This is a genomic window from Lysinibacillus sp. 1 U-2021 (genome assembly GCF_029916965.1).
In the GTDB taxonomy this organism is placed as follows: domain Bacteria; phylum Bacillota; class Bacilli; order Bacillales_A; family Planococcaceae; genus Lysinibacillus; species Lysinibacillus capsici.
This window is the reverse complement of the sequence record NZ_CP123966.1, coordinates 2,513,871-2,536,437: the sequence shown is the minus strand read 5'-3', so window position 1 is coordinate 2,536,437 and position 22,567 is coordinate 2,513,871. Positions and strand designations below refer to the sequence as shown.

At 37.8% G+C, this 22,567-nt stretch carries 29 protein-coding genes; 21 read left to right on the top strand and 8 right to left on the bottom strand.

The annotated features are described in order from the left end of the window. Window positions 1-157 precede the first annotated feature (157 nt). The 4 genes from QH639_RS13095 (at window position 158) to QH639_RS13080 (ending at window position 3,180) form a co-directional block, all read left to right on the top strand. Window positions 158-691, top strand: a complete 534-nt coding sequence (locus QH639_RS13095) for a cysteine hydrolase family protein (RefSeq protein WP_237900400.1) — start codon at window positions 158-160, stop codon at window positions 689-691. After that, window positions 681-1,226, top strand: a complete 546-nt coding sequence (locus tag QH639_RS13090) for a GNAT family N-acetyltransferase (RefSeq protein ID WP_066037479.1) — start codon at window positions 681-683, stop codon at window positions 1,224-1,226. The genes QH639_RS13095 and QH639_RS13090 overlap by 11 nt, the downstream gene beginning before the upstream one ends. Window positions 1,227-1,251: 25 nt before the next feature. Then, window positions 1,252-2,121: a DMT family transporter gene (locus tag QH639_RS13085; RefSeq protein ID WP_237900403.1), complete on the top strand. Its 870-nt coding sequence runs from the start codon at window positions 1,252-1,254 to the stop codon at window positions 2,119-2,121. Window positions 2,122-2,757: 636 nt separating this feature from the next. Beyond that, window positions 2,758-3,180 (top strand): hypothetical protein, encoded by a 423-nt coding sequence (locus QH639_RS13080; RefSeq protein WP_281114626.1) that lies wholly within the window; start codon window positions 2,758-2,760, stop codon window positions 3,178-3,180. Window positions 3,181-3,215: 35 nt separating this feature from the next. Here the strand turns inward: QH639_RS13080 and QH639_RS13075 are convergent, their stop codons facing one another. Both QH639_RS13075 and QH639_RS13070 read right to left on the bottom strand, forming a co-directional pair. Next, window positions 3,216-4,289, bottom strand: a complete 1,074-nt coding sequence (locus tag QH639_RS13075; protein WP_281114625.1) for a hypothetical protein — start codon at window positions 4,287-4,289, stop codon at window positions 3,216-3,218. Beyond that, a complete protein-coding gene (locus QH639_RS13070; RefSeq protein ID WP_237900410.1) occupies window positions 4,282-4,836 on the bottom strand; it encodes a sigma-70 family RNA polymerase sigma factor in 555 nt (184 codons plus the stop codon). The genes QH639_RS13075 and QH639_RS13070 overlap by 8 nt, the downstream gene beginning before the upstream one ends. A 163-nt stretch (window positions 4,837-4,999) precedes the next feature. On the opposite strand from QH639_RS13070, the gene QH639_RS13065 reads away from it, so the two are divergent. The 3 genes from QH639_RS13065 (at window position 5,000) to QH639_RS13055 (ending at window position 7,177) form a co-directional block, all read left to right on the top strand. After that, window positions 5,000-5,557 carry a GNAT family N-acetyltransferase gene (locus QH639_RS13065; protein ID WP_281114624.1) on the top strand — a complete coding sequence of 186 codons (558 nt, stop codon included), beginning with the start codon at window positions 5,000-5,002 and terminating at the stop codon, window positions 5,555-5,557. A 176-nt stretch (window positions 5,558-5,733) separates the two neighbouring features. After that, window positions 5,734-5,988 (top strand): hypothetical protein, encoded by a 255-nt coding sequence (locus QH639_RS13060; RefSeq protein WP_237900414.1) that lies wholly within the window; start codon window positions 5,734-5,736, stop codon window positions 5,986-5,988. A 205-nt stretch (window positions 5,989-6,193) separates the two neighbouring features. Next, entirely contained in the window at window positions 6,194-7,177 is a 984-nt protein-coding gene (locus QH639_RS13055) for a hypothetical protein (RefSeq protein ID WP_281114623.1), read from the top strand. Between the two features lie 242 nt (window positions 7,178-7,419). Here QH639_RS13055 and fumC read toward each other — a convergent pair whose 3' ends face one another. Both fumC and QH639_RS13045 read right to left on the bottom strand, forming a co-directional pair. After that, the gene (gene fumC / locus QH639_RS13050; RefSeq protein WP_131519885.1) at window positions 7,420-8,811 is read right to left on the bottom strand and encodes a class II fumarate hydratase; all 1,392 of its coding nucleotides are present in this window, start codon (window positions 8,809-8,811) and stop codon (window positions 7,420-7,422) included. 278 nt (window positions 8,812-9,089) lie between these two features. Continuing rightward, window positions 9,090-9,305, bottom strand: coding sequence for a hypothetical protein (locus QH639_RS13045; protein WP_054550939.1), 216 nt, complete (start codon window positions 9,303-9,305; stop codon window positions 9,090-9,092). Between the two features lie 310 nt (window positions 9,306-9,615). Between QH639_RS13045 and QH639_RS13040 the strand changes: the two genes are divergently transcribed. From QH639_RS13040 to QH639_RS13020, 5 genes are all read left to right on the top strand, one after another. After that, a complete protein-coding gene (locus QH639_RS13040) occupies window positions 9,616-9,828 on the top strand; it encodes a helix-turn-helix transcriptional regulator (RefSeq protein ID WP_039884758.1) in 213 nt (70 codons plus the stop codon). Further along, window positions 9,825-10,223: a hypothetical protein gene (locus QH639_RS13035; RefSeq protein ID WP_131519886.1), complete on the top strand. Its 399-nt coding sequence runs from the start codon at window positions 9,825-9,827 to the stop codon at window positions 10,221-10,223. Before QH639_RS13040 ends, QH639_RS13035 begins: the two co-directional genes overlap by 4 nt. A gap of 200 nt (window positions 10,224-10,423) precedes the next feature. After that, window positions 10,424-10,981, top strand: coding sequence for a hypothetical protein (locus QH639_RS13030; RefSeq protein WP_281114622.1), 558 nt, complete (start codon window positions 10,424-10,426; stop codon window positions 10,979-10,981). Between the two features lie 450 nt (window positions 10,982-11,431). Next, a complete protein-coding gene (locus tag QH639_RS13025) occupies window positions 11,432-12,160 on the top strand; it encodes an AAA family ATPase (RefSeq protein WP_036081249.1) in 729 nt (242 codons plus the stop codon). Next, window positions 12,157-13,380, top strand: a complete 1,224-nt coding sequence (locus QH639_RS13020; RefSeq protein WP_131519888.1) for a GNAT family N-acetyltransferase — start codon at window positions 12,157-12,159, stop codon at window positions 13,378-13,380. The genes QH639_RS13025 and QH639_RS13020 overlap by 4 nt, the downstream gene beginning before the upstream one ends. 30 nt (window positions 13,381-13,410) lie before the next feature. On the opposite strand, the gene pdxR is transcribed toward QH639_RS13020, so the two are convergent. Next, window positions 13,411-14,793 (bottom strand): MocR-like pyridoxine biosynthesis transcription factor PdxR, encoded by a 1,383-nt coding sequence (gene pdxR / locus QH639_RS13015; RefSeq protein WP_281114621.1) that lies wholly within the window; start codon window positions 14,791-14,793, stop codon window positions 13,411-13,413. A gap of 110 nt (window positions 14,794-14,903) precedes the next feature. On the opposite strand from pdxR, the gene QH639_RS13010 reads away from it, so the two are divergent. Beyond that, entirely contained in the window at window positions 14,904-15,344 is a 441-nt protein-coding gene (locus tag QH639_RS13010) for a GNAT family N-acetyltransferase (RefSeq protein WP_281114620.1), read from the top strand. Between the two features lie 104 nt (window positions 15,345-15,448). Here the strand turns inward: QH639_RS13010 and QH639_RS13005 are convergent, their stop codons facing one another. After that, window positions 15,449-16,141: a class I SAM-dependent methyltransferase gene (locus QH639_RS13005; protein ID WP_237900423.1), complete on the bottom strand. Its 693-nt coding sequence runs from the start codon at window positions 16,139-16,141 to the stop codon at window positions 15,449-15,451. 232 nt (window positions 16,142-16,373) lie between these two features. Between QH639_RS13005 and QH639_RS13000 the strand changes: the two genes are divergently transcribed. The 6 genes from QH639_RS13000 to QH639_RS12975 all read left to right on the top strand — a co-directional run bounded on the left by QH639_RS13000 (window position 16,374) and on the right by QH639_RS12975 (window position 19,784). Continuing rightward, on the top strand, window positions 16,374-16,976 hold the full coding sequence (locus tag QH639_RS13000; protein ID WP_237900425.1) for a CPBP family intramembrane glutamic endopeptidase: 603 nt from the start codon (window positions 16,374-16,376) through the stop codon (window positions 16,974-16,976). 72 nt (window positions 16,977-17,048) lie between these two features. After that, window positions 17,049-17,234: a helix-hairpin-helix domain-containing protein gene (locus QH639_RS12995; RefSeq protein WP_202341883.1), complete on the top strand. Its 186-nt coding sequence runs from the start codon at window positions 17,049-17,051 to the stop codon at window positions 17,232-17,234. Further along, a complete protein-coding gene (locus QH639_RS12990; RefSeq protein WP_016993359.1) occupies window positions 17,227-17,394 on the top strand; it encodes a hypothetical protein in 168 nt (55 codons plus the stop codon). Before QH639_RS12995 ends, QH639_RS12990 begins: the two co-directional genes overlap by 8 nt. Window positions 17,395-17,402: 8 nt before the next feature. Continuing rightward, window positions 17,403-18,035 carry a hypothetical protein gene (locus QH639_RS12985; RefSeq protein ID WP_131519892.1) on the top strand — a complete coding sequence of 211 codons (633 nt, stop codon included), beginning with the start codon at window positions 17,403-17,405 and terminating at the stop codon, window positions 18,033-18,035. An 81-nt stretch (window positions 18,036-18,116) separates the two neighbouring features. Beyond that, on the top strand, window positions 18,117-19,103 hold the full coding sequence (locus QH639_RS12980) for a helix-turn-helix transcriptional regulator (RefSeq protein WP_237900429.1): 987 nt from the start codon (window positions 18,117-18,119) through the stop codon (window positions 19,101-19,103). Window positions 19,104-19,151: 48 nt separating this feature from the next. Further along, window positions 19,152-19,784 carry a type 1 glutamine amidotransferase family protein gene (locus QH639_RS12975; RefSeq protein WP_237900431.1) on the top strand — a complete coding sequence of 211 codons (633 nt, stop codon included), beginning with the start codon at window positions 19,152-19,154 and terminating at the stop codon, window positions 19,782-19,784. Between the two features lie 51 nt (window positions 19,785-19,835). On the opposite strand, the gene QH639_RS12970 is transcribed toward QH639_RS12975, so the two are convergent. Continuing rightward, window positions 19,836-20,333, bottom strand: coding sequence for a DUF1648 domain-containing protein (locus tag QH639_RS12970; protein ID WP_237900433.1), 498 nt, complete (start codon window positions 20,331-20,333; stop codon window positions 19,836-19,838). Window positions 20,334-20,426: 93 nt separating this feature from the next. Here QH639_RS12970 and QH639_RS12965 point away from each other — a divergent pair, with 93 nt between their 5' ends. Both QH639_RS12965 and QH639_RS12960 read left to right on the top strand, forming a co-directional pair. Then, the gene (locus QH639_RS12965; RefSeq protein WP_004228897.1) at window positions 20,427-21,167 is read left to right on the top strand and encodes a sulfite exporter TauE/SafE family protein; all 741 of its coding nucleotides are present in this window, start codon (window positions 20,427-20,429) and stop codon (window positions 21,165-21,167) included. A 3-nt stretch (window positions 21,168-21,170) separates the two neighbouring features. Then, window positions 21,171-22,115 (top strand): PD-(D/E)XK nuclease family protein, encoded by a 945-nt coding sequence (locus tag QH639_RS12960; RefSeq protein WP_281114619.1) that lies wholly within the window; start codon window positions 21,171-21,173, stop codon window positions 22,113-22,115. A gap of 37 nt (window positions 22,116-22,152) precedes the next feature. Here QH639_RS12960 and QH639_RS12955 read toward each other — a convergent pair whose 3' ends face one another. After that, complete coding sequence (locus QH639_RS12955; RefSeq protein ID WP_237900436.1) at window positions 22,153-22,386, bottom strand: DUF3923 family protein; 234 nt, start codon at window positions 22,384-22,386, stop codon at window positions 22,153-22,155. Window positions 22,387-22,567 lie beyond the last annotated feature (181 nt).

Sequence of the window (22,567 nt, the reverse complement as noted above, 5' to 3'; positions counted from 1 at the left end):
CACCATCTAATAGTGGCATGTATTAGATGGTACTGTACATAGTTGAGGCACCTTACGATGTTGTAAAGGTGCTTTTTGTTGTGCAAAATTTTCTTTTAATGGAAGATCGTTTTCTGTACAATTAAAAAAGTTACTACTGACCACAAAGGAGGATACGATGAAACAAGCACTCATCATTATCGATATACAGGAGGCTTTCTTTCTAGATGGCCAGCAAAATCTTTGGAACAGTGAAGCTATTATCAAAAATATTAATGCCTCCATTACATGGGCACGGCGTAACGAAGTACCCGTTATTTTTATTCAGCATACAGACGCAGATGATGTGGATTTTGCATTAGGTCAACCAGGCTGGGAACTGTATCATGGATTACTTAGACAGGCGGAGGATCAAGTGATTCAAAAAACAACGTGGGACGCTTTCTATCAAACGGAGCTTGCAGCTTATTTACAAGCGCATCACATCGACCAATTGATTTTCGCGGGTGCTCAAACAGAGTTTTGTCTTGATACAACAATCCGGAGTGCTTTTAGTCATGGCTACCATCATAATATTTTAATAGAAGATGCACATAGCACCTTAGATAGTCATGTACTGGCAGCACCACAAATTATTCAACATCACGAATCCATTTGGCATAATCGTTTTGTGAGGATTCAGTCAATTGGAGGATTCCAACATGCTGATTGATCAGAAAGAGCTCCAGATAAAAGAGCTATCCTATACAATTCGCTGTGCCCGACGGGAAGATGCCCAAGCCTTATCAGATTTACGCTTGCAATTAGACGGTGAAACGGAAAACTTCGATCGTGAACAGGGCGAGGCATTGATTGATCGAGCAGGCTTTGAGCAGCTTATTCAACAGGATAGCGAAAGCTCAAAAAATTTATGTTTAGTAGCGGTTGTCGGTGATCGGATCGTTGGGTTCTCAAGATGTGAGGGCTCTCCACTCAAAAGGCTTGCCCATAAAGTAACCTTTGGTGTTGGCGTCAGTAAAGAGTTTTGGGGCTATGGCATAGGAAAAGCCTTGCTGCAAGAATCCATTGATTGGGCAGACGCCAATGGTATTCGCAAAATAGCACTCGAAGTGTTAGAAACCAATGAGAAAGCGATACAGCTCTATAAAAAAATGGGCTTTTTAGTGGAAGGCATTCTGAAAAATGATAAATGCCTTGCAGATGGCAGGTTCTATCACACGATCATAATGGGAAGATGGCAGGAATAGCATCGGAGAAGGAATTTAAAACAGCATGACAAATTTTATGTATATCTTTTGTTTGATTGTCTGGGGTCTTAATTTTATTGCAGTCAAAATTCAAGGAACGCCAGTCAGTTTAGAATTATCTTTAACCTATCGTTTAGTCATGACAGCCCTTTTATTTTTCATCCTTGCTTGGTTCTTGAAACCACAGGGTAAACCACAACAGGGCGACGTACCTTTTATCATCGTTTTTGGCGTTTGTAATTTTGCATTCAGCTATTTAGCGCTGTATTATGCGACGATATGGAGCTCGGCTGCTATTGTCACATTAATTTTTTCATTAAAAGTTATACTAACACCCATCGCCCTACGGATATTTCTCAAGGAGCCATTGCATCGTCGTGTTTTAATTGGCGGTATTTTAGGCGTCATCGGCGTGGGGGTGCTGATTTATCCAACTTTACATAATATGGAGTTAAAAGGAGTGTTAATTGCCTTTGTAGGGACTATCCTAACAGCCATTGGGGATGCAAGCTCTGCCCGAAATGCCAAGCATCAAATCAACCCGATTTATGCGAATGCCATTGGTTTTGCAGTGGGTAGTGCAGTCATGTGTGCCATTGTTTGGCTACAGGGACAAACAGTCACAATACCCAAATCCTTTACCTACTTATCAGCGCTCTTGTATTTAACGCTTATTGCATCCTTTTTCGCATGGTTATTTTACTTAAAACTAGTCGAACGAATTGGAGGGGCAAAAAGTGGCTATATGGTTGCATTATTCCCCGTGATTGGCGGTATTGCGTCTGTTGTCATCGGCGAATCAACACTCAGTATTTATTTAATCTTAGGCTGTCTTTTTAGCTGCATTGGAGCTGCGATTGCCTTAGGCTTTAAAATTAAGCCTATTTTACGATGAACGAAAACCCCTTTCCCTTCATAAACTAGAGAAGAACGCTTGAAAAGGGTGAGGGACAAAATGTCATTCGTTCCATTGAATGCAATGGGTATCAGGAGAGAAAAAGATGAGGATCACTGGGACATTGATCGCTGGGAAAATGATGGTGGCAGAAGCCTAGAGGCGTAAGGGAGACAGAAATTTGTCTCCCTTTAAATATTTTTGAAACCTTTTGATCAATTGCTCGTATGATAAGTAGACAAGTTTTCATTGTCAGTTACAAAAAAGGGAGAAATGATTTTTTTGAACCATTGAACAAAACGATTACTATTCATTATTTACGTGATTGTCATTGCGGATGCGTACTATACAACGCTCTATATTGAACCAAAAACACCGCCGCAACACCAAACCATTAAAGCAACAGCTATCACGGTAGACCAACTACGGTAGCAAGCCTCACAAAAGGAAGCGGACAACCCGTCGTTTGAAGCCTTTTTCCTTCAAGCAATTGCTTCAAAGCGTGGTCCAGGAATTGGTGATGCAAGTAAAATTTGCAGAAGCACGAACTCCAAAGCGTGTCTATTTACACGATCAACAGCTACGTTGCTGACACCCTGTACATTTACAGGGTTTTTTTAATAGGAGGAGCAAAATATGAGTATGGCAACCTATATAGGCTTCAATTTTCCAGTTGAAATACAGGATGACTATACAGAAAATGAAGTTGACATAAATTATTTTTTCTCGGTAAAAGAGAATCGCCAAATTGTACAGGCAAAGCATTTTACAACACCCTATGTATATGAAATCGAAACAAAGGGAGAGCCTATTTGGCAAATGCATAACGAAAATAAAGTGTATTCCCCCCATAACTATGAAAAAGCCAAAAGAACTTTTCACCATGTATGTGACTTTCTAAAAAAATTCCTTCCCAAAGGAGATTATTGCGAAATCTACATTTGCTGGATAGGAGAAGAAGGAGAGGAACATGAGAAAAAACTGGCACTTCTGTTAGACCAACTGTCAGTAGATGAGGTAGAAATAGTTGAGAAATGTTTGATGATGTTGAGCAACTAATACCTTCATAAAGTAAAAGATTGAAGCAATAAGCCTCAATCTTTTTTCTGTTTGCTAGGAAGCTGATAGCCCTCTAAGTCTGGAATAAATTCTTGTGGGTCAATTGATACATTCACTTCAAGCTTTTCTGGATGAACATAGCTTGTCAGCTCACCATTTTGGTCATATGTTTCACTTTTAACGAGAATGCCAGTATCTTTATCCACCCAAAAACGAAACGCTTCTGTCGTGCCTTTTAAATTTTCACTATTTGTCACCGTTTCATCCATTTTCCCAGCTAATACGATTGTATTATGACCTAACAACGCTTCATTTTGTTTTTCAATCTCCCAATGCTCCATATTTCTTAAATAACTAGCAGCTTTCTCATAAGCGAATAACGACATACTTGAACTTCCAAATGAAGGTCTTTCCCTCAATTTATTATATGAAATAGGCGGATATTTCAAGTCAATACTAAAAGCTTGCTCAGGAGTAACTACGTCTCGTTTTGATTTCTGTTTCGTTTCACTAACTGTATAAACTTTTTGTCCATAAAGTGTTGTATATTTTAACCAGCTCTTTCTGTTGTTATAAAAGTACTCCTGTGTATCGTTCTTGATGCCCGTCGTGTTATCATCTAGAGCGATTATTTTTTCATAGCCTCCAACTTCTTTTTTGGTACTTACTTTATAAGTAACACCCAATGTTCTAGTGGAACCGTCTTGAGAAATTTTATGTTCTTCAAATTTTCCAGCTGCTGAGTGAAAATAATCAATCGAATTTAATAATTTACTCACGACATCCTCTTTCGTCATATCCCCGTAAAATTCTTCTTGGATGGGGGGATGATAAAGAGTAGTTTCCATTATAGGTTCTTGTGAACGGTCTCCCTTATCAACTGGTTGTACTGTCAGCTCCGTGACCATAAAATAGCTAGCCCCTATAAGAAAAAAACCAATGACAGCTATAGGTAACAATTGATTGAAAATGGATTGAAATTGAGGCTGTTTCTTGTGACCTTTTCGAAGCCTTTGCCTTACTTTTTCTTTATGTTTCTCATTAAAATGAATGTCCTTGAATGCCGTGTCATCCAATGCCTTGCCTATATTTTTAAACATATCATTCATTTATCTTGCACCCTTCCATTGATTTTTTGAGCATAAGTCGAGCCCTATGAAGTCGAGACTTAATGGTTTGTAAACGCAAATCTAACAAATCAGCTATTTGGTTATAGGACAGCTCTTCATAATAATAGAAAATAATGAGTTCTCGGTATCTTATTGGTAGAGCAAGGATTTTTTCAGAAAGTAATTGTTTATCCTCCTGTCTGACTAATTCCAACTCAGGGGATTGACTAGTACTCTTAATTTTTGAGAAAAATTCTGTCAGAACAATATTTCTATAAGACCAGCTTTTTAATTTATCTTTACATAGATTGACAGTAATTCGATATAACCATGTTTTATAGGAAGATTCATTCCTGAAATTATCTAAATGCTCATAGCACTTTATAAACACTTCTTGCGCAATATCTTCCGAAAGCTGCTTGTGCTTCATATACGTAAAGGCAAGACGTGCTATGTCATCTCCATATGCCTTCATCAACCATTCAAGCCTCTCCTCCTTACTACATTCACTGCTAACTTCTATTGATGTTCTCACATGTTCAAGCATCCTCCACACCCTTTCAATTATTAGACGGAGTTGGTGCCATTTGGTTGTAATCAATTTACTATAATAACGAGTGATTTGTAATAGCAGTAAAAGAGAGTATGAGAGATTTTTGTGTTATTATTCAATAGTAAAATGCTAATAAATGGTGAAAAAGGGGAGTAGTATGCATACACAATTCGAATTTACGGTTTTTCCTCAATTGGAAACAGAACGTTTTATTTTACGAAAAGGGATAATGGATGATGGCCAAGATATTTTGAGACTTTATTCTAATGAAAATGTAGTGAAGTACCTGCCATTACCATTGTTTGCTTCCGTTGAAGATGCTATTGATGAAATCAATTGGTATGAGAAAATTTTTAAAGAACAAAAAGGCTTAAGATGGGTAATCGAGGAAATTCAGACCAACAAGGTGATTGGCACATGTGGCTATTTGAATTATGAAAAAGAGCATAATCGTATAGAAATTGGCTATGATTTAAACCCTGAGTATTGGGGGAAGGGTGTGATGCAAGAGGCTTTAAGTTCGATCATCCACTTTGCCTTTACATCCATGGGAATCAATAAAATCGAAGCAAAAATAGAGCCAGAAAACACAGCATCTATCAAACTATTGGAAAAATTGAACTTTTCTCAAGAGGGCCTTTTGAGACAACATGAATTTGAAAAGGGGAAGTATGTGGATCTCGCTATCTTTTCCCTATTGAAAAGTGAATTTTAGAAGGTTAGGAAAGTCGCACTCATCATGAGAGGTGGCTTTTTTTTTGCTATTACTGCGAGATACATAGAGAATCAGCCATGTTAAACGTAATTATTAAATGGAAAATATTATATAAATTAACTAGTGTAAGGTATTATTATAATAAATGGCTAACCTTCTAAAGAGGAGTGAGAGAGATGAAGCTCGTAAATGTTGTATTGACAGGACTATTGATAAGTGGATTGTTAATAGGTTGTACCGAGGAAGAAAAAACGAAAGGAGAACAGGCAAAAACAGAAGAAACAACAATCAAACAAGTAGCAGCAGTAAACCCTCGAAAAACTGGAATGATGTATCAACCCCTGAAGGCTTCAATAACTATGAGATTGAACCAACGTTGGAAGCATGGATTGCCTATCATGCCCAAGATATTAACAAAACAACAGACGTAGACGAATACTATCTAAGGGCAGATCGTCTCACGAAGGAAATGCTATATTTTAGGGTTCAAGGGGAAGACCTTCAGCTGTATGGGCTCACACACCAATTAGACGGGAGCAAGGTGGACGAACTCGAAAAACTTCTTTATACAGAGGCCAGAAAGGAGTAAAAGCTCAAAGTGAAATATTTATTAGCTATATTGAAGGGGGAATATTTTTGAATAATAAACAACTAATTCCTACAAATGAAATTAAAGAAGAGTTTGAGGCTATTTTATTAGAACATGCTAGTATTGCGCATTGTGAGATTAATTTAAAAAACGGCACGATTAAAAATATACAACGATTAGACACCCGCTATGACGAATTTGCTTTGGATATTTTGAATAATGAATTTTGTTTTAGTCTAAAAGAAAAAAATAACATAAACTTTCATAGAATTAATCTTGAAACATTTAATCAAATACATGCTATCACATTAAATTTAAATAATTATTTTTCTTCTGAAGAAATTAAGGATGAAAGCTATTATTCCAAGTTAATTTATCTTAATCCTCAATATTTCTTGTATTTTATTACGAAAAGAGAAATTAACTATGGACATCCCTTTTATCAATGTATTTTTTTAGTAAACACTTCAACAGGAGAGATAAAACGATTAAATCCATTACTTCCAAACGGAGATAATTTACTTAGATTAGATACTTCCAAAAACATCTATCTAAGCAATAATAATCACTTTTTACTGTTAAAAACCGGGAGAATCAGCCCCTATGAAAAACAATCAATGTATAAAAATGTAGATATTGAAAATCCTTATCATGACCACCTTGAATCTATTTACTTAATGGAGGTTACATTTTTAATTGATCAACAACATTTTAATAATGCAACATTGATATCTTTATTAAACTATTCAAGTGCTTCTGAAAAATTGCAATATGAGAACAATATTCTATCATACGTAGTATCTGATTTTACTAACAATACTAAAGAATTAGTAAAACATGATTTGTTAATAGGAGATATTTCAAAGTTTCAAGATGACCAATTAATACGAGATTATTTAAATTATGATTTTGAAATATTACCAAACTACTATCATTATATTTCAAAATTATCTAAACAAGATAAAGCTGATACGTTTAATCTAATTGACGATGAATTTTCGTTTAATGTAAAGCTTGATAAAATAAGCTGAGAGAATTTTAACTAGTTATAAGCATCTGTAATGGATTACATAGGAGGCAGAATAAACCACTCTCCGATGAAGTGACTGCATAGGATAGATACAATTATTTTCATTAGGAAGCTGTTTGGCATGGATTCGATTCTATCGAGATTCATGTCTTTTAATTTTGCTTCCATCCATGCTAAAAATATTACTCATAAACAAAAAAAGATTGAAGCCCATTAGCCTCAATCTTTTTATGGTCGCTTTCATTATTTTACGTTCGGATAAATCATTGTTGCTGGGTCTACATATTCATCGAACTGTTCTTCTGTAAGTAAGCCACTTGCGATGGCTGCTGCCTTTAAGGTCGTGCCTTCTTTGTGGGCCTGTTTTGCGATTTTTGCTGCGTTTTCATAGCCAATATATGGGTTTAATGCTGTTACAAGCATTAATGAATTTTGTAAATTATGATCGAGTACCTCTTTGTTTGGCTCAATGCCTACTGCACAATGGTCGTTAAATGATTTCATTGTATCTGCTAATAGGCGAGTTGATTGCAAGAAGTTGTAAATGATGACTGGTTTAAAGACGTTTAATTCAAAGTTACCTTGAGAAGCGGCGAAGGCAATCGTTGCGTCATTTCCAACTACTTGCGTGACAACCATTGTCATTGCTTCACTTTGGGTAGGGTTTACTTTACCTGGCATAATGGAAGAGCCTGGTTCGTTTTCTGGGATCGTAATTTCCCCAATACCTGAACGAGGGCCACTTGCTAGCCAGCGAACGTCATTGGCAATTTTCATTAAATCAGCTGCTAAAGCCTTTAATGCACCGTGTGCTACAACTGCTTCATCATGACTCGTTAGGGCATGGAATTTATTTGCAGCTGATGTAAATTGTTTGCCTGTTAGCTCACTAATTTCCTCAGCCACACGATCACCAAATTCAGGGTGAGCATTGATTCCTGTACCGACTGCTGTACCACCAATTGCAAGCTCCTTCATATAGTCAATATTTTGGATAATCATATGCTCTGATTTTGAGAGCATGGCTGCCCAACCGCTAATTTCTTGACCTAATGTGAGAGGTGTCGCGTCCTGTAAATGCGTACGACCAATTTTAATAATGTCCTTAAATTGAGCTGCTTTATCTTCCAAGGTTGCTTTTAGTAAACGTAGTCTTGGTAATAAATAATCTTCCACTTTTAAAACAGCCGCAATATGCAATGCTGTTGGGAATGTATCATTTGAGCTTTGTGATTTATTGACATCATCATTTGGATGAATACGGTCAGCTTTACCAGCATCCTCTAATAGTTGATTCGCACGGTGAGCAATGACTTCATTCACATTCATATTGGATTGTGTACCACTACCAGTTTGCCAAACCACAAGAGGAAATTGATCGTCCCATTGACCATTTAAAATTTCATCTGCAGCCTGCACGATGGCATTTGCTTTAATATCAGAAAGTTTGCCTAGTTTATTATTCGCAATCGCCGCACTTTTCTTTAGGATTGTCATAGCTTGCACAAGCTCAATTGGCATTTGTTCTGTACCAATTTGGAAATTTTCTTTACTGCGCTGTGTTTGCGCGCCCCAAATTTTATTAGCAGGTACTTTAATTTCACCCATAGTGTCTTTTTCAATACGATAATCCATGTCAAAACAGCTCCTTTAGTATGTAAAGTTCTCCTCATGTACAGATAAAAACGGATACTCTTAGTCTGATGTAAGAATATCCGTTTGATACATGCTTATTCAAAAAAGAGGGGGATTCTGAATGAAGCAATTTGGAGAAAGAAATAATCTATTGATAATGATAATTGTTATCAATTAAAAAGTCAACGGTTTTGCTTGAAGAAATTTAAAGTGAATGATTCGCAATTATTACCTATTTTATTCCCGAAAATTAAGGGAATAAACCATGTTTAAGTTGATTATCTCTTTTTCTTTCCAAGGTCTTTAAGAGGCTGCTTTTTAGGGATTTTTTCGAATAATATCTTCACATGAAAATTGTTGTCATCAACTTGAAGTACCTCCAACACCTTTGCCTTGCGCCCTTTAATGCGAATATCTTCTTCCACAGTAGGTAGCTTGACAAGCAATTGACTTAAAACGGACGTCTTGTTTTCGTAGTAATGCGTCACAAACATCGCGATTCTCCTTCTGACTTTTGATTGTTACTCAATTTATGAGCGTGGGATAATAGTTAGAACTTTGGAGATGGTGATCAAAGAATGAAGAACTACGAATAGATGCTTAAGATAATTAAAAATTGAAAGGGGTCTGTACAGTTTTTTAAAAATAAAGTATTTTGGTTCACTACATAGAAAATAGATAAAACTATGTGATAAGAGCTAATAAAATAATTGGGTGTAAAACATGTTTGACACCTTATTTGTCTTACATTAATATTATGGTGTAAAAGATCTTTTACAAGCCAGGAGCGGAGTGGTGTTAGAAATGGAAAATAAAATAAGAGTATATCGTGAAAAAAATAGCCTCTCACAAGGTAAATTAGCGGAGTTATGCAATGTGACAAGGCAGACCATTAATGCCATTGAAAATAATAAATATGATCCAAGTTTGGAATTGGCTTTTACTTTGTCCTATATTTTAAGTGCTCCTATAGAAGAATTATTTATTTTTACATATGGAAGGAATGAGAAAAAGTGACGATTACAAAAAAGGTAAGTTTAATCGGTTCTTTAGTTATTATTGTTTCTATTGGTAGTTATGGTGTATATGAATGGATAACGAAAGAAATGATTGATGCAGCGACAATTTTCTTTGTATTCTTAGGAATAGGTCTTTTATTTCAGTCCATTACTTGGGGAGAAATGAACGGAGTAAATGAAGGAAAAAAAGATGAGTTAGAAAAACATATCACACTTATTAGTTCAAAAATTAGTTACTATCTTTTACTGTTATTTATGGTTATTGTTTTAGTGATCTCAGAAAGAGTAACCGCTTTAAATGATATTAAGAATATTCCACTTGTTATTGTCATAGGACTTGCTTGGATTACTATGCCAATTACTGAGTTTGTGGTTTCTAAAAAATATAGTTAAATAAATTGATCTTTGTAAAGAAGGCTGATTTATTTTGATGAAATTTAATTTTAGATCAACTTACCTCGATAGATAGATTAAGAGGTGAGTTGATTTTTTTGTTGGATATTTATGTTAAAATAACTATGGAATTTTATGACAGTTTATTGTTATTAGACTACCATGACAAAAAAATTTAGAAAAAGGGGCGAGAAAGAAGAATGACGAATAATATCATCGAACAAGCGAAACGAGGGCTGGAGGTTTTTGCTATTGGAGGTTATCATACTAGCGGAAATTTTAGTAAGTATCGGGAGGAATACTATAAATATTTTGGAGATCCAGATGATGAAACGAGAAAATACGCTATAGCTGCATTTACTTGTATGCTGGGTACTTGGGAAACGGGTTCTCTTCAGATATTTCAGCCCATACAAGAGTGGGAGGAAAATAAAAAATGGAGCTCCAATCCATTAGACCAGAAGCGATTTTATCGTTTTAAAGATTATCTTTATGCACTGTTAGCACATCATGAGCAGATAGAGAAAGAATTCCCCTATATGTATGAAGATATTGTTTTATTTTTAATAAAAATAGAATTAAATCAAGGGATCAGATATGAGGAATGGTTTCCAGAGCATAACCCGAATTTGTTTCAGCGATTAAGAGAAGAAATTTTAATACCTAAACAACATTTGGTAGATAAAAGAAGTCATCGGAAATTCTTATTAAAAGAAATAGGTATTGAAGCTTTTTTCGAATCGGATCAATTTAGGTAATGAAAGTAATCCAAAAGTGGATGGAATCGCTCAGAAAGGGCTCCAAGGTGATCATCGGATGAGAGGCTACGTGCTTATTAGAGACAATCATTTAGCAAACCACTGCGAAATAAAATTGCAATGGAAAACACTACTGCCTGTTGCAGGGAAATCATTCACTTAATCAGTTAGTGAGGAGGTCAATGTCCACTTGTTTTATAAAAAAATCAAAAATATGACATGATATTACAGGTGGAAATTGCAACTTTCGACATGTTTTTTATTTATTTCTCGGGAAATATCTCATAGCGATTTGTGAAAATGGTAGGGACTTCGTCAGCTGTTTTAGGCTATTTATGTTTGGCAGGCTCGGGTGGATACATAAAAAGGTAACATTTCAATCAAACAGGTGGGTGGAATACGTTTCAGCTAGGGGGATGTTCGCTATAATAAGAGTGAGGAGGAAATGAAATGTATTTAAAATCATGTAAGGTGTTACAGGATACAATTCCAAATAAACAGGAGTATCCTTTTAATATTCCAAGCTTGCAGGATTTGCATGAGCTGGAGTTCCCAACGAATGTGACGTTCTTTGTTGGGGAAAATGGTTCGGGGAAATCAACATTACTGGAGGCGATTGCTGATCGCTGCGATTTCAATACGGCTGGTGGCGGTCGTCAAAATTTATATGAAGTACATAAGGCGGAATCTTCATTGGGGGAATATATCCGTTTGTCGTGGCTGCCGAAAATATCGAATGGGTTTTTCCTTCGATCAGAAACATTTTATCAATTTGCCAGTCATATTGATTTGATAGAAGATCCAAGGAGATATAACGCTTTTGGTGGGAAATCACTACATCATCAATCTCATGGTGAATCCTTTCTTGCGTTATTTATGAATCGTTTTAAGGGTAAAGCCATTTATTTATTGGATGAGCCTGAGGCGGCATTGTCACCAACGAGGCAGCTGAGCTTGCTGAAAATAATGAAGGACCTTGAGCATGAGGCACAATTTATTATTGCTACACACTCACCCATTTTGCTTGGCTATCCGAATGCAACGATTTATAGTTTTGATCAAGGAGAAATTGAATCCATTCGCTATGAGGATACCATTCACTACATCGTGACCAAACGTTTTTTGGATGCACCACAGTCGATATTAAGAGAGTTATTTGATGAGGAGAGGGAATCATGAATCAACGAAAAGGCTTAATCATGCGAGAAATTCGATTGGATGAAATGGCACAGTCCATTGATTTACTGAATTATGTCTTTCAAATGTCAATGTCCATTCACAAGGATCGTCGCTTTGTGAATGCGAAGAGTAGGCAATTTAATGAAGGGCATGCTATCGGGTGGTTTGATGGTTCACAGCTTGTATCGCAAATTTTAAGTTTGCCTTTTGAGGTGAATGTGCATGGCAAGATTTATGAAATGGGTGGCATCACAGCAGTTGGGACATACCCTGAATATTCAGGGCATGGCTTAATGGAGAGCTTGATCATTGAAAGTCTGCAAAGTATGCGAAATGAAGGACAGTATATATCCTATTTATTTCCATATTCTATTCCTTATTACCGCAAAAAGGGATGGGAAATTATGAGTGATATTGTGGAATTTCAAGTGAAGGATACACAGCTTCCTCATTATGCTGGGCTTAATGGGAAAATTCGCCGTGTTGATCCCAAGCATGAGGATGTGGTGGCTATCTACGCACGCTATGCGCAGAAAACGCATGGGGTAATGGTGCGCAATAGTATTGCCTGGAACGAGAAATTTCAGGAGGATTTCTGGGAGGAGAAATTTATAGATAGTGATGTGAACCTTCAGGCGGCGGTCTACTATGATGAAGAAGATGTGGCACAGGGCTACATGTTCTATCGCATTATGGAGGAAAATTATTACATCGATGAAATCGTCTATTTGCAGGAAGAGGCTCGAAAAGGTTTATGGAATTTCGTCTCGGCTCACAGCTCGATGGTCTACAATGTCTACGGGAAGACAACTGGAAATGAAGCGGTTGCCTTTCTATTGGAGGACAGTGAGATCATTCAAAAGGTATCGCCTTATTTCATGGCAAGAATCGTTGATGTCAAAGAATTTTTACTGCGCTATCCATTTATCGGTCAGAATTTCGAGCTTCAGCTAGCTGTCAGTGATCGCACTGTGGCGTGGAATAATGGTAGCTACATCATCAAAATGAAAGATGGAAACCTTTCTGTTCAGAAGGTAAGTGAGACGTTGAACGCGAATGCTGTGCATTTAACAGTGCAAACACTGGCAACTATGCTATTAGGCTACAAACGTCCAACCTATTTAGAAAGAATTGAACGATTACAGGGATGTGCAGAGGAAATTGCATTGCTCGAGGCGGTTTTACCAGTAGGTATCCCAACATTTATTGATTATTTTTAAGTGGTATGGTAAGAGCCATAACGTTGAAGGTTATGGCTGCCACGCTTCTTTTAACAGCTCGATGCCCAGCTTGATTTCTTCCAACGCTAATTTACTAAAGCCTAATTGCAGCATTGGTTCCTCATTTTTTTGATGGATAAAAAAGGGGCTTGTCGGATAAACCTTCACACCGTAAGTCGCCGCCTGTTGGATCAGCTGCTGCTCGGAAAGCGGAGACTTTATCTTCACTAATACATAGAGTCCTGATTGCTCGCCTAACACGGTTATTTGCTGACCGAAATGTCGTTGTAGCTCCTGTACAAGGTGCTGCATTTTTTGTTTATAGGTCAAACGCATTCGTTTAATATGGCGTGACCATTCTCCCTGCGCCATAAATTGGGCCATTGTGCGTTGATGGAGGGACGAAGCATTTTGTTCAAATTGAGCAAAACGCTCTTTATAGGGCTGAACAAGTGCATTTGGTAGCACCATATAGCTTAAACGCACACCTGGTAAAAACGATTTGGAGAAGGTGCCGAGATAGATTACCCTTGATGAGTCGATGGAAGCAAGGGCAGGAAATGGCTGTTGCGTATAGCGAAACTCTCCATCATAATCATCCTCTAGAATATAACCATCGACTTGTTGAGCCCATTGTATTAAGGTCTGTCGCTGCTGAATAGACATGGACACACCGTATGGGAAATGATGTGACGGGGTGACATACATTAAGCGTGATTGACAGTTTTGGAGTATGTCAAGTTGAGCTCCTGTTTCCATTACAGGGAGTGGCTCTATTTCGAAGTGATGTAACTGGAAGGCTTCCCGTGCACCATCATAGCCAGGGTCTTCCAAAAGAATGCTTGGGAAAGATTCTTTTAGTAAAAAGCCAAGATACAAGAGCATTTGCTGTGTGCTACTACCAATAACGATATTGTCACTCGTTGTATAAACCCCTCTTGCTTGCAATAAATACGGCACAAGCTGCTCCTTTAGCACTGATTCTCCAAACAGTTCTCCATATTCGTAACAGGTTGATTCCTGTAATACTTGATTGGCAATTTGGCGCCATGTTTTCATAGGAAAATGTTGCTGATCGACAGCCCCAGCGCGAAAATCTACAAGATAGGATGCAGCCTTCTTTTTTGGCTGTGTTATAGGGGACTGTTCCTGCTCCTTTAGAAAAACCTGCTCTAGCGCATTGACGAAATAGCCTTTTCGTCCCTCCCCACGTATGTATCCTTCTGCCACAAGCTGTTCATAAGCGGTTAATGTAGTATTACGACTGACCTGTAAAGTTTCTGCAAGTTTTCGTATGGAGGGCAAGGAATCATCTGTTTGAAGTGTACCTTGCGTAATAAGTACTTTAATTTGCTGGTACACTTGCTTATACTTTGCCTCTTTTTCTGTTAATAGAAAGATTAAATCGTCCATAAGGCACCACCTTGACATGTTAAAATGTTTGGAACTGTTTCTTTTGAAATGTCAGATTATTTACTACCATCATACTAGAAGGACAATCAAAAGGAAATGGAGATTAAAATATGAAAATTTGTATGGTGACACAGCAAACGATGGGAGACGTAGTCCCATTATTTAATGCCTATCGTGAATTTTATGGACAATCATCTGATTTACAGCAAGCTGAGCAGTTTATACAGGAGCGAGTAATGGGAGCAGAGTCTATTATTTTCCTGGCATATTTGGAGGAGGAGCCAGTTGGATTTGCACAATTGTTTCCAGTCTTTTCATCCGTCGCTATGAAAAAAGCGTTTCTCTTAAATGATTTATTTGTGGCGAAACAAGCCAGAAAACAAGGTGTAGCACAGGCGTTGATGGAGCAATGCTATATCTATTGTCAGCAGGAAGATGCTCGTTACATGATGCTTGAAACCGCTAGAGATAATGTCCAAGCACAGAAGCTCTATGAAAAAATGGGCATGACGATTGATGACACTGTTTATTATTACAGTATTTATTGGTGATTTTTTTCGATGTGATGGGTGTTGGTGGAGAGCCCGCTCAATACCACTATAAATCTAAGTTTCAGCCCCCACCATTGATTGTGACTATGGTGGGGGCTTTGTGGTTAGGCGTGGCTCATCCATCCTGCGAAGAGACCTGAGGAGAAAAAGCGGGTAATATTTTGAAAGCCCGCTTCACTTAATAGCTGTTGGATTTCTTGATCGGAGAGGAAGGAAATATTCATGATGCCCTTGCCCATGCTATCTACCTTTTCTTTTGTATAGCCGGCCTCTAAAAAGTAGCTTTGCCATATTTTGATGCGATCTTGTAGCTCGTCACTTTCTCGTTCTCCGTAGGCACAAGCGAGGACAAAGGGCTTTCCAGGTTTTAATTGCTTGTGAATATTTTGCAGTAGATGGAGTTTCTCCTGTCGATCTTCAATAAAATGAAGAACGAGGATACAGCTTGCCGCATCGAATTTCGGTGTTGATTGGGGTAAGCGCTCAATTGTTCCTTGTAGTAGCTGAACGCGACTTTCAATATCCAGTTGCACGGCTTTATGCTGTGCAATTTGGAGCATTTCCTCAGATGGATCAACCCCAGTGAACATCCATTTAGGGTTTGTTGGTCCCCATGCAGAAAGCTCGTTGCCCCCACCAGCTCCTACAACAAGCAGGGATGCTTCTTGTTCTCCTAAATGCATGCGGAAATAGGCTTGTGTCACGGCAAATAATGTGTCATAGGCAGGCACTGAAATTCTTGTGCTGTGCTCATATGTTCGTGCCTTTTCTAATAAATGTGTAGATAATGTACGCATTGTGATAGCCTCCAGTGTTTTATCGTCTCTATTACAGACCTTTAATATCTGTAATAGAGTATAAATGAAAATAACTGAAAAGACAAAGGAGAAGCCCTTTGACATCGTTTTTTTATTGTAAAACATTTAATAATTAACAATAAAGATAAATAATTTAATGTTTATCGTTAAATAACTATTGAAAAAAATGGCACTTTCTTCTATGCTTGTAGTAAACAGGAGGGGAAATAAGATGATGAATAGTTTAATCAGTGCCATTTTGCAAGTGATGTTATTTTCAGTGATTCCGTTTATTTGGTGGCTTTGTACAGCGAGAAAAAAACAGCCCTTTTTAACGTGGATAGGATTGCAAAAGCCTATTATTGTGCACAAGGGAAGGTATGCTATGTACATTGTACTTTCTACTTTCACGATGTTAATACCGAGCTTTGCGCTAGTCTTTTTCTATATTGATCGCTCCTTGCTAGCGGCGAATCAATTCGCGGGACTTGGAGCTGCTGCCGTCATTCCAGCACTTTTCTACGCTATTATTCAAACAGGTTTATCAGAGGAGCTATTATTTCGCGGCTTTTTATTAAAGAGATTGATGAAGATTTTTGATTTTCAAGGAGCAAATCTCTTGCAAAGTATTGTTTTTGGCTGTGTTCATGGGGCCATGCTATGGTCGGTGCTTCCGCTTCATGTAATCTTATTAGTTGTGCTTACTACAGCGCTTGCTGGCTATGTGATGGGCTGGGTGAACGAACGAATTGCTGGAGGTTCCATTGTCACTAGCTGGAGTATCCATAGTATTGTAAATTTCATAGCGGCGTGCTTGTATATGTTTAAATTTTGACTTATTTGCATTTCTTTGCTGTCACTTGCATAATAGGGCAGAGAAGATTTTTTCGTGAAGGGACGTGCAAGCATGACAGAGTGGCCTAAGGGAGTAGCAAAACCAGCAATTCGCGCATTACATGCAGCGGGCTATACAGAATTGAAGCAGCTAGAAAGAGTTGAGCTTTCTACATTAGCTCATCTTCATGGAATGGGTCCAAAAGCTTTAGCAGCGATTGAGGCGGCACTAAAGGAAAGTAGGGAACCTCGTGAATAAGCTGACATTGTTTTTACTGGCGATGGTTGTCTATTATATCCTTGTTGTAGTCGTTATTAGCAAGCTGTTTATTATTCCTATTATGAAAGTGATGGCTCTTATCTTTTTTATAGGGGCAGGCTATATCTTTTCTCGTAAAATGCGTAGGAAATTACAGTAGGAGGTAATATGAAAATTGTTAAATTAACATTCTTTTATTTAGCTATTATTTTATTGGCATTGACGCTGTCCTTAGCGGGTGTTCGTCTATCCATCTCTCTTGGGATATTTGCATTAATTGCGGTAGGAATGATTTATCGCCATATACATATTTTATATCGCACAAACAATATGGAGCAGGTGGATAAATGGGTTAAAAATCACCGAAAAGAGCCTATATTTGCTGCTCTCTATGCATCAGCTTACGGGACAAAAGAGGAACAGATTCAGGCAATCGATGTCATCATCCATCATTATAAGCAGCCAGCCATTAAGTACAATTACCTCTTTATTAAGGCCATTATGGAGGAGAATCTTGGTGCTGCTAAAGTAGCCGCAAGACAAATTGATAAGGAGCCTTTAACTAGCTATGCACTATGCTATATTGCTGCGCTGGAAGGTCGAGCGGCCGATATGAGAAGTGATAAACTAACACAGCCGTGGATGCAACCTGCAATTGAAGCGGTCTATGCCTGTACAATAAAGGATCAGGCTAATTTCCGCCAATTCGCGGATGCCAGCATCCAGCAAGCACGTGGCATACAGAAATACGGTTTAATACATAATTTTAAGCAAATGGAAGATGAATTGGTAAAGGCATAATGGAAGGGCTACTTGATAACAGTATCAGGTAGCCTGATTTTGTGTCAGAAATCATAAATTAATTCAATGAGGTGAAAATGTTTGTCTAAAATGGATCATATGATGCAGATTTTATGGATGTTGAATTCAGGTAGGAAAATTACCGCGAAAGAAATCGCTGAAAAATTAGAGATTAATATTAGATCCGTTTACCGCTATATTAACTCACTTTCTGCCAGTGGTGTGCCGATTATAGCTGAAACAGGTCATCATGGAGGATATACCCTGTTGAATAATTTTATTAAAAGTCCTCTTATTTTTGATGTTGATGAGAAAGCGGCATTACTTCATGCTTCTATTTTTGCAAAAGAAGCTGGCTATTTTTTAGATGAGGCATTAAACAGTGCAACAGCAAAGCTTACCATGTATTCAAATCAAGAGCAAGAAAAAATGATTCAACAGCATTTACAAGGTTTCGAGATAATCGGTCCTGATGAATCCTCCTTGGAGCCACTGTTAAAAAAATTAGAAGAGAGTATAGTAAAGGGAACATCTATAGAAATGGAATACCATACTAATAATGAAGAGCAATCTAAGTCTAGGGTGGTTAATCCATATGGTTTGGTTTATTGGAAACAAAACTGGTATGTCGTTGCATTTTGTCATGTAAGAAATGAAATCCGTACTTTTAAAGTAGGCCGAATTAGTAGTCTGCATCAAACAGGCATTCCCTTCCAACGGCCACAATCTTTCTCTGCAAGTGATTTTTTTATGAAAAGCCTTTTTCCTCAAGCCGAAGATAAACAGAACCTTGTGCCCTTCATCATTTGTGGAAAGTCAAGTGCTGTGGATGCGATCAGTCAGCATTGGTTTTTAAAGTATCACCTCCAAGAACGCACCAATAAGAACGCTATATTTTTAGTAGATGAGGAAGCATTACATACCTATGTACCCTATTTACTTTTTTCCTATGGAAAATCAATCCAAGTAGTAGAACCCATAAGTCTAAAGCAAAAGATAATTGACGTTTTATATGAGCTCATCCATTTTTATGAAAATGAAAACTTTACTGACGGAGAATGTCAGTAAAGTTTTTTTATACTAAGCATAGTTTCAATAAAAGGAGTGTTGTTTATTATGCAGACAAGAAAAGTGTATCTTTATGTATTTGATACGATGGCAGATTGGGAGATAGGGTATTTAATGGCCGAATTAAATACAGGTAGATATTTTAAAAAGGGGTTAGAGTCTTTAGAGGTGATGACAGTAGGGATTGATAGAAGTCCAGTTACGACGATGGGTGGCATCACCATACTTCCAACAATGACCGTTGCTGAATGTCACTTGAATAGCATGGATGTCTTGATTCTCCCAGGAGGCAATACATGGCTAGAATCTATTCATGACCCTGTATTGAATAAAGTCTCAAAAGCGTTGAATGAAGATGTTTTCGTAGCTGCAATTTGCGGTGCAACGTTTGGTCTTGCAAAGGTTGGTTTGCTTGATACAAGACAACATACGAGCAACGATCTCGAATACTTGAAGATGCTTTGTCCACATTATATGGGGGATGAACATTTTAAACAGAAGCCAGCCGTAACTGAAGGGAATTTAGTAACGGCATCTGGCATTGCACCATTGGATTTTGCCTACCATGTTTTGAGGCTGCTCAATGTTTTTACACCTGAAACATTACATGCTTGGTATAAGCTTTATGAGACGCAGGAGAAAAAATATTTTTATGAATTAATGACATCCATTGAATCATAATTAGTCTAAGAAGAGCATGTTCATTGTTAGAACATGCTCTCTTTTTTTACATTAACTTTTTTTAGCCAACAAAATGCCTCGCACAATCCCTATCATAAAGATACCAAATAACAGCAGTAAAAATAGGTAAGCATGCCATTGTTGTAAAATACGTTCACGACCTAGAGCTACCGTCAGGTCATTGAATAGGGAGTAGGTAAAATACAATAGAATACTATTTTTGATGAGACAAAACGTAAGGATGCCATTCTGTCGCTGTTTATGGGAGAACGGTGCTTTATTTTTACGCATCACAGGATAAGCTGCCTTTATCTCTAAATAGTGTAAAAGTAGAAAGAGCATAAGAGCGACAAAGGGTAAATAAAAAATAGCAATTTTCGGACCGAATTGGGCATGTTCACTCGTGAAGCTTTGCAAGACAGGAATCATGGCAGGGAGCTTGCCGTATTGAATAAGTGTCGCCGTAATGCCAGCTAGAAAAATAGTCGCCACAATAACCGTTAACTGGTGACAAAAGCGTGGTGTAGGTGTTTTTTGTTGTATATGCATCCTTGCTCCTCATTTCCATCATCATTGATAATAACAATCTGTTATACTGTATCATAGAATGATTGCTTTTTGTGTGAGAGAAAGAAGGATATTATGGAATACTTGTTGTTTTTACTTATTGGCATCATTGGGAATGTCATTGGGACGTTAGTTGGGGGTGGTGGCTTAATTACCTTGCCAACGATGATGCTAATGGGTGTACCCGTCCATTCGGCTATTGGCGCAAATAAAGTGTCCAATATGGTGAGTGCTTTTTCAAGCTTTTATACAATTTATCAACGTAAGGAATTAGCATGGAACGAAATGCGTTCGGTGTTACTTGTCTCTTTAATCGGGGGTACATTGGGGGGACTTTTCGCTTCATTCATGAGTAGTCAATCATTAACGTTCATTGCTATTATTTTACTTGGCTTTGCGCTTGTCATGTCCTTTATGGGTGGAGCTGATTTTGGCGATAAGGAACGTTTTACGATGAATCGAAAAAACGGTCCTATCCTTCTTGGAGTTGGCTTTTATGACGGTATGTTTGGTCCGGGCAGTAGTACATTGGCGCTTTATACATATGCACATGAGAAGATTTCCTATATTAAAGCCGTGGGGCTATCACGGGTAGGGGTATTTGCCATGTGCTCAGGTGCAGCGATTACCTATATTGCTACAGGGAAAATTGAATGGCCGTTAACGCTTATTTTAATGATTGGCTCGACGATCGGGGCACAAATTGGGCTTGTGCTAGCCAGAAAAGTGAAGGCACATCAGGTAAAGCTTTTACTGCGTATTGTAACGATTGTGCTGATCATACAGCTTGTTTATGATTTCATCCATCAGCTTTAGGAGGTGATTGTCCTGTTTGAAATTTCACCCTATCCAACCTTTTCGTGGTCGCTATCACGTCATAAAACATTGACAAGCTGTGCTCGCAAATACGGCTATGAATATTACTTTTCACATAACGGGTGGCTCAGTTACAATGTTGAGCCATATCATCAACAGGTGTATCGCTTAAAAAAGCTGCAATCGATGCCTATTTTATTTGGGCAAATTGTCCATCGATATATTGAGCAGGCCATTAATGATTATTTACAAACAGGAAAAGCTCCAACTGTAGAGGAGCTAATTCAATTGGGGCGCGGACAGCTGAATGCAGCCTTTATTGACTCCACTCGTCGTCTTGAATTTTGGAGGCAAAAACCAAATAAGTATTATATGATGCAGGAAATCTATTACCATGGCACCCTTTCTCCTGAGCTGGTGCAAGACTATAAAGAACGTTTACGACTTGTCTTTAATCATTTTTTGATGAGTGAAACATTCCAGCAAATCACCACACAAAAAGGCTCTCTCCGTATCGGAGAACCAGAGCAATTCCGCTCCATGAAAATAGACGATGTCCAGGTATTTGTTGTTATGGACTTTCATTATTATGATGAACTGAGGGATAAATGGATTATTGTTGACTGGAAGACCGGTGGAGAATCTGATGATGACCGTCAGCAATTAGCCCTCTACGCGTACTATGTTCAGCAAAAATACCGTGTGTCTCTAGCGCAAATCGAGGTCTATAATGAATATTTATTAACAGGCAAGCGCAAGAAATATAGTTTTACAGACATCGATATGGAGAACATTTTGTATACGTTTCAGCGCAGTGTTTTAGAAATGAAAAAGTATCAGGCTGATATTTTTTCCAACGAGCCTATAGACCTCGAGGACTTTGAACAAACACTAGAAAAATGGCATTGTCGTGGCTGTAATTTTAGGGAGCTATGTGCATCAAGGTGAAAAAGAAGCGAGTGCTAATATAGCCTCTCGCTTCTTTTTAAGTGATTTTCGTAAAGTGAGCTTTTGTGCTTTTTTTAATAAAGTAAAGAAAAATTAATTGCACAAGTAAAACGATTAGAAACATGATGCCCAAAATAATGAATGACACCATTTTCACCTCAGGTGTTTGCACAATCCCTGCACCATCAACATTTCTTGCCCCAATAATTACGGCGATGCCAGAAAAGATCAATAACCATACAATATTTACAGCCCACCAGAATATTTTCATACCTAATATGAACACCTCTTTCTTCTTGTAATTCCCTCGCGTTTCTTAATTATAACGATTTACCTTAAATTTGGAAATGTCCGATAGTCGGTGCTACATCTCAGCCTACAGACGGATTGACTATTTTAAAAATAGAAGTTTTTCACAGGCTTCATTTCTTGTTTAGGGTATATATGGTAAA

What these genes read in the sequence shown, in the direction of transcription:
- QH639_RS13060 (WP_237900414.1), top strand. Translation starts at nt 5,734, where the DNA reads ATGAAGCTCGTAAATGTTGTATTGACAGGACTATTGATAAGTGGATTG.
- QH639_RS13000 (WP_237900425.1), top strand. Translation starts at nt 16,374, where the DNA reads ATGATGAATAGTTTAATCAGTGCCATTTTGCAAGTGATGTTATTTTCA.
- QH639_RS13070 (WP_237900410.1), bottom strand. Translation starts at nt 4,836, where the DNA reads ATGCTTGAACATGTGAGAACATCAATAGAAGTTAGCAGTGAATGTAGT.
- pdxR (WP_281114621.1), bottom strand. Translation starts at nt 14,793, where the DNA reads ATGGACGATTTAATCTTTCTATTAACAGAAAAAGAGGCAAAGTATAAG.
- QH639_RS13020 (WP_131519888.1), top strand. Translation starts at nt 12,157, where the DNA reads ATGAATCAACGAAAAGGCTTAATCATGCGAGAAATTCGATTGGATGAA.
- QH639_RS13075 (WP_281114625.1), bottom strand. Translation starts at nt 4,289, where the DNA reads ATGAATGATATGTTTAAAAATATAGGCAAGGCATTGGATGACACGGCA.
- QH639_RS13025 (WP_036081249.1), top strand. Translation starts at nt 11,432, where the DNA reads ATGTATTTAAAATCATGTAAGGTGTTACAGGATACAATTCCAAATAAA.
- QH639_RS13045 (WP_054550939.1), bottom strand. Translation starts at nt 9,305, where the DNA reads ATGTTTGTGACGCATTACTACGAAAACAAGACGTCCGTTTTAAGTCAA.
- QH639_RS12985 (WP_131519892.1), top strand. Translation starts at nt 17,403, where the DNA reads ATGAAAATTGTTAAATTAACATTCTTTTATTTAGCTATTATTTTATTG.
- QH639_RS12995 (WP_202341883.1), top strand. Translation starts at nt 17,049, where the DNA reads ATGACAGAGTGGCCTAAGGGAGTAGCAAAACCAGCAATTCGCGCATTA.
- QH639_RS13040 (WP_039884758.1), top strand. Translation starts at nt 9,616, where the DNA reads ATGGAAAATAAAATAAGAGTATATCGTGAAAAAAATAGCCTCTCACAA.
- fumC (WP_131519885.1), bottom strand. Translation starts at nt 8,811, where the DNA reads ATGGATTATCGTATTGAAAAAGACACTATGGGTGAAATTAAAGTACCT.
- QH639_RS13090 (WP_066037479.1), top strand. Translation starts at nt 681, where the DNA reads ATGCTGATTGATCAGAAAGAGCTCCAGATAAAAGAGCTATCCTATACA.
- QH639_RS13095 (WP_237900400.1), top strand. Translation starts at nt 158, where the DNA reads ATGAAACAAGCACTCATCATTATCGATATACAGGAGGCTTTCTTTCTA.
- QH639_RS13005 (WP_237900423.1), bottom strand. Translation starts at nt 16,141, where the DNA reads ATGCGTACATTATCTACACATTTATTAGAAAAGGCACGAACATATGAG.
- QH639_RS12975 (WP_237900431.1), top strand. Translation starts at nt 19,152, where the DNA reads ATGCAGACAAGAAAAGTGTATCTTTATGTATTTGATACGATGGCAGAT.
- QH639_RS13010 (WP_281114620.1), top strand. Translation starts at nt 14,904, where the DNA reads ATGAAAATTTGTATGGTGACACAGCAAACGATGGGAGACGTAGTCCCA.
- QH639_RS12970 (WP_237900433.1), bottom strand. Translation starts at nt 20,333, where the DNA reads ATGCATATACAACAAAAAACACCTACACCACGCTTTTGTCACCAGTTA.
- QH639_RS13080 (WP_281114626.1), top strand. Translation starts at nt 2,758, where the DNA reads ATGAGTATGGCAACCTATATAGGCTTCAATTTTCCAGTTGAAATACAG.
- QH639_RS13085 (WP_237900403.1), top strand. Translation starts at nt 1,252, where the DNA reads ATGACAAATTTTATGTATATCTTTTGTTTGATTGTCTGGGGTCTTAAT.
- QH639_RS13065 (WP_281114624.1), top strand. Translation starts at nt 5,000, where the DNA reads ATGCATACACAATTCGAATTTACGGTTTTTCCTCAATTGGAAACAGAA.
- QH639_RS12955 (WP_237900436.1), bottom strand. Translation starts at nt 22,386, where the DNA reads ATGAAAATATTCTGGTGGGCTGTAAATATTGTATGGTTATTGATCTTT.
- QH639_RS12965 (WP_004228897.1), top strand. Translation starts at nt 20,427, where the DNA reads ATGGAATACTTGTTGTTTTTACTTATTGGCATCATTGGGAATGTCATT.
- QH639_RS13030 (WP_281114622.1), top strand. Translation starts at nt 10,424, where the DNA reads ATGACGAATAATATCATCGAACAAGCGAAACGAGGGCTGGAGGTTTTT.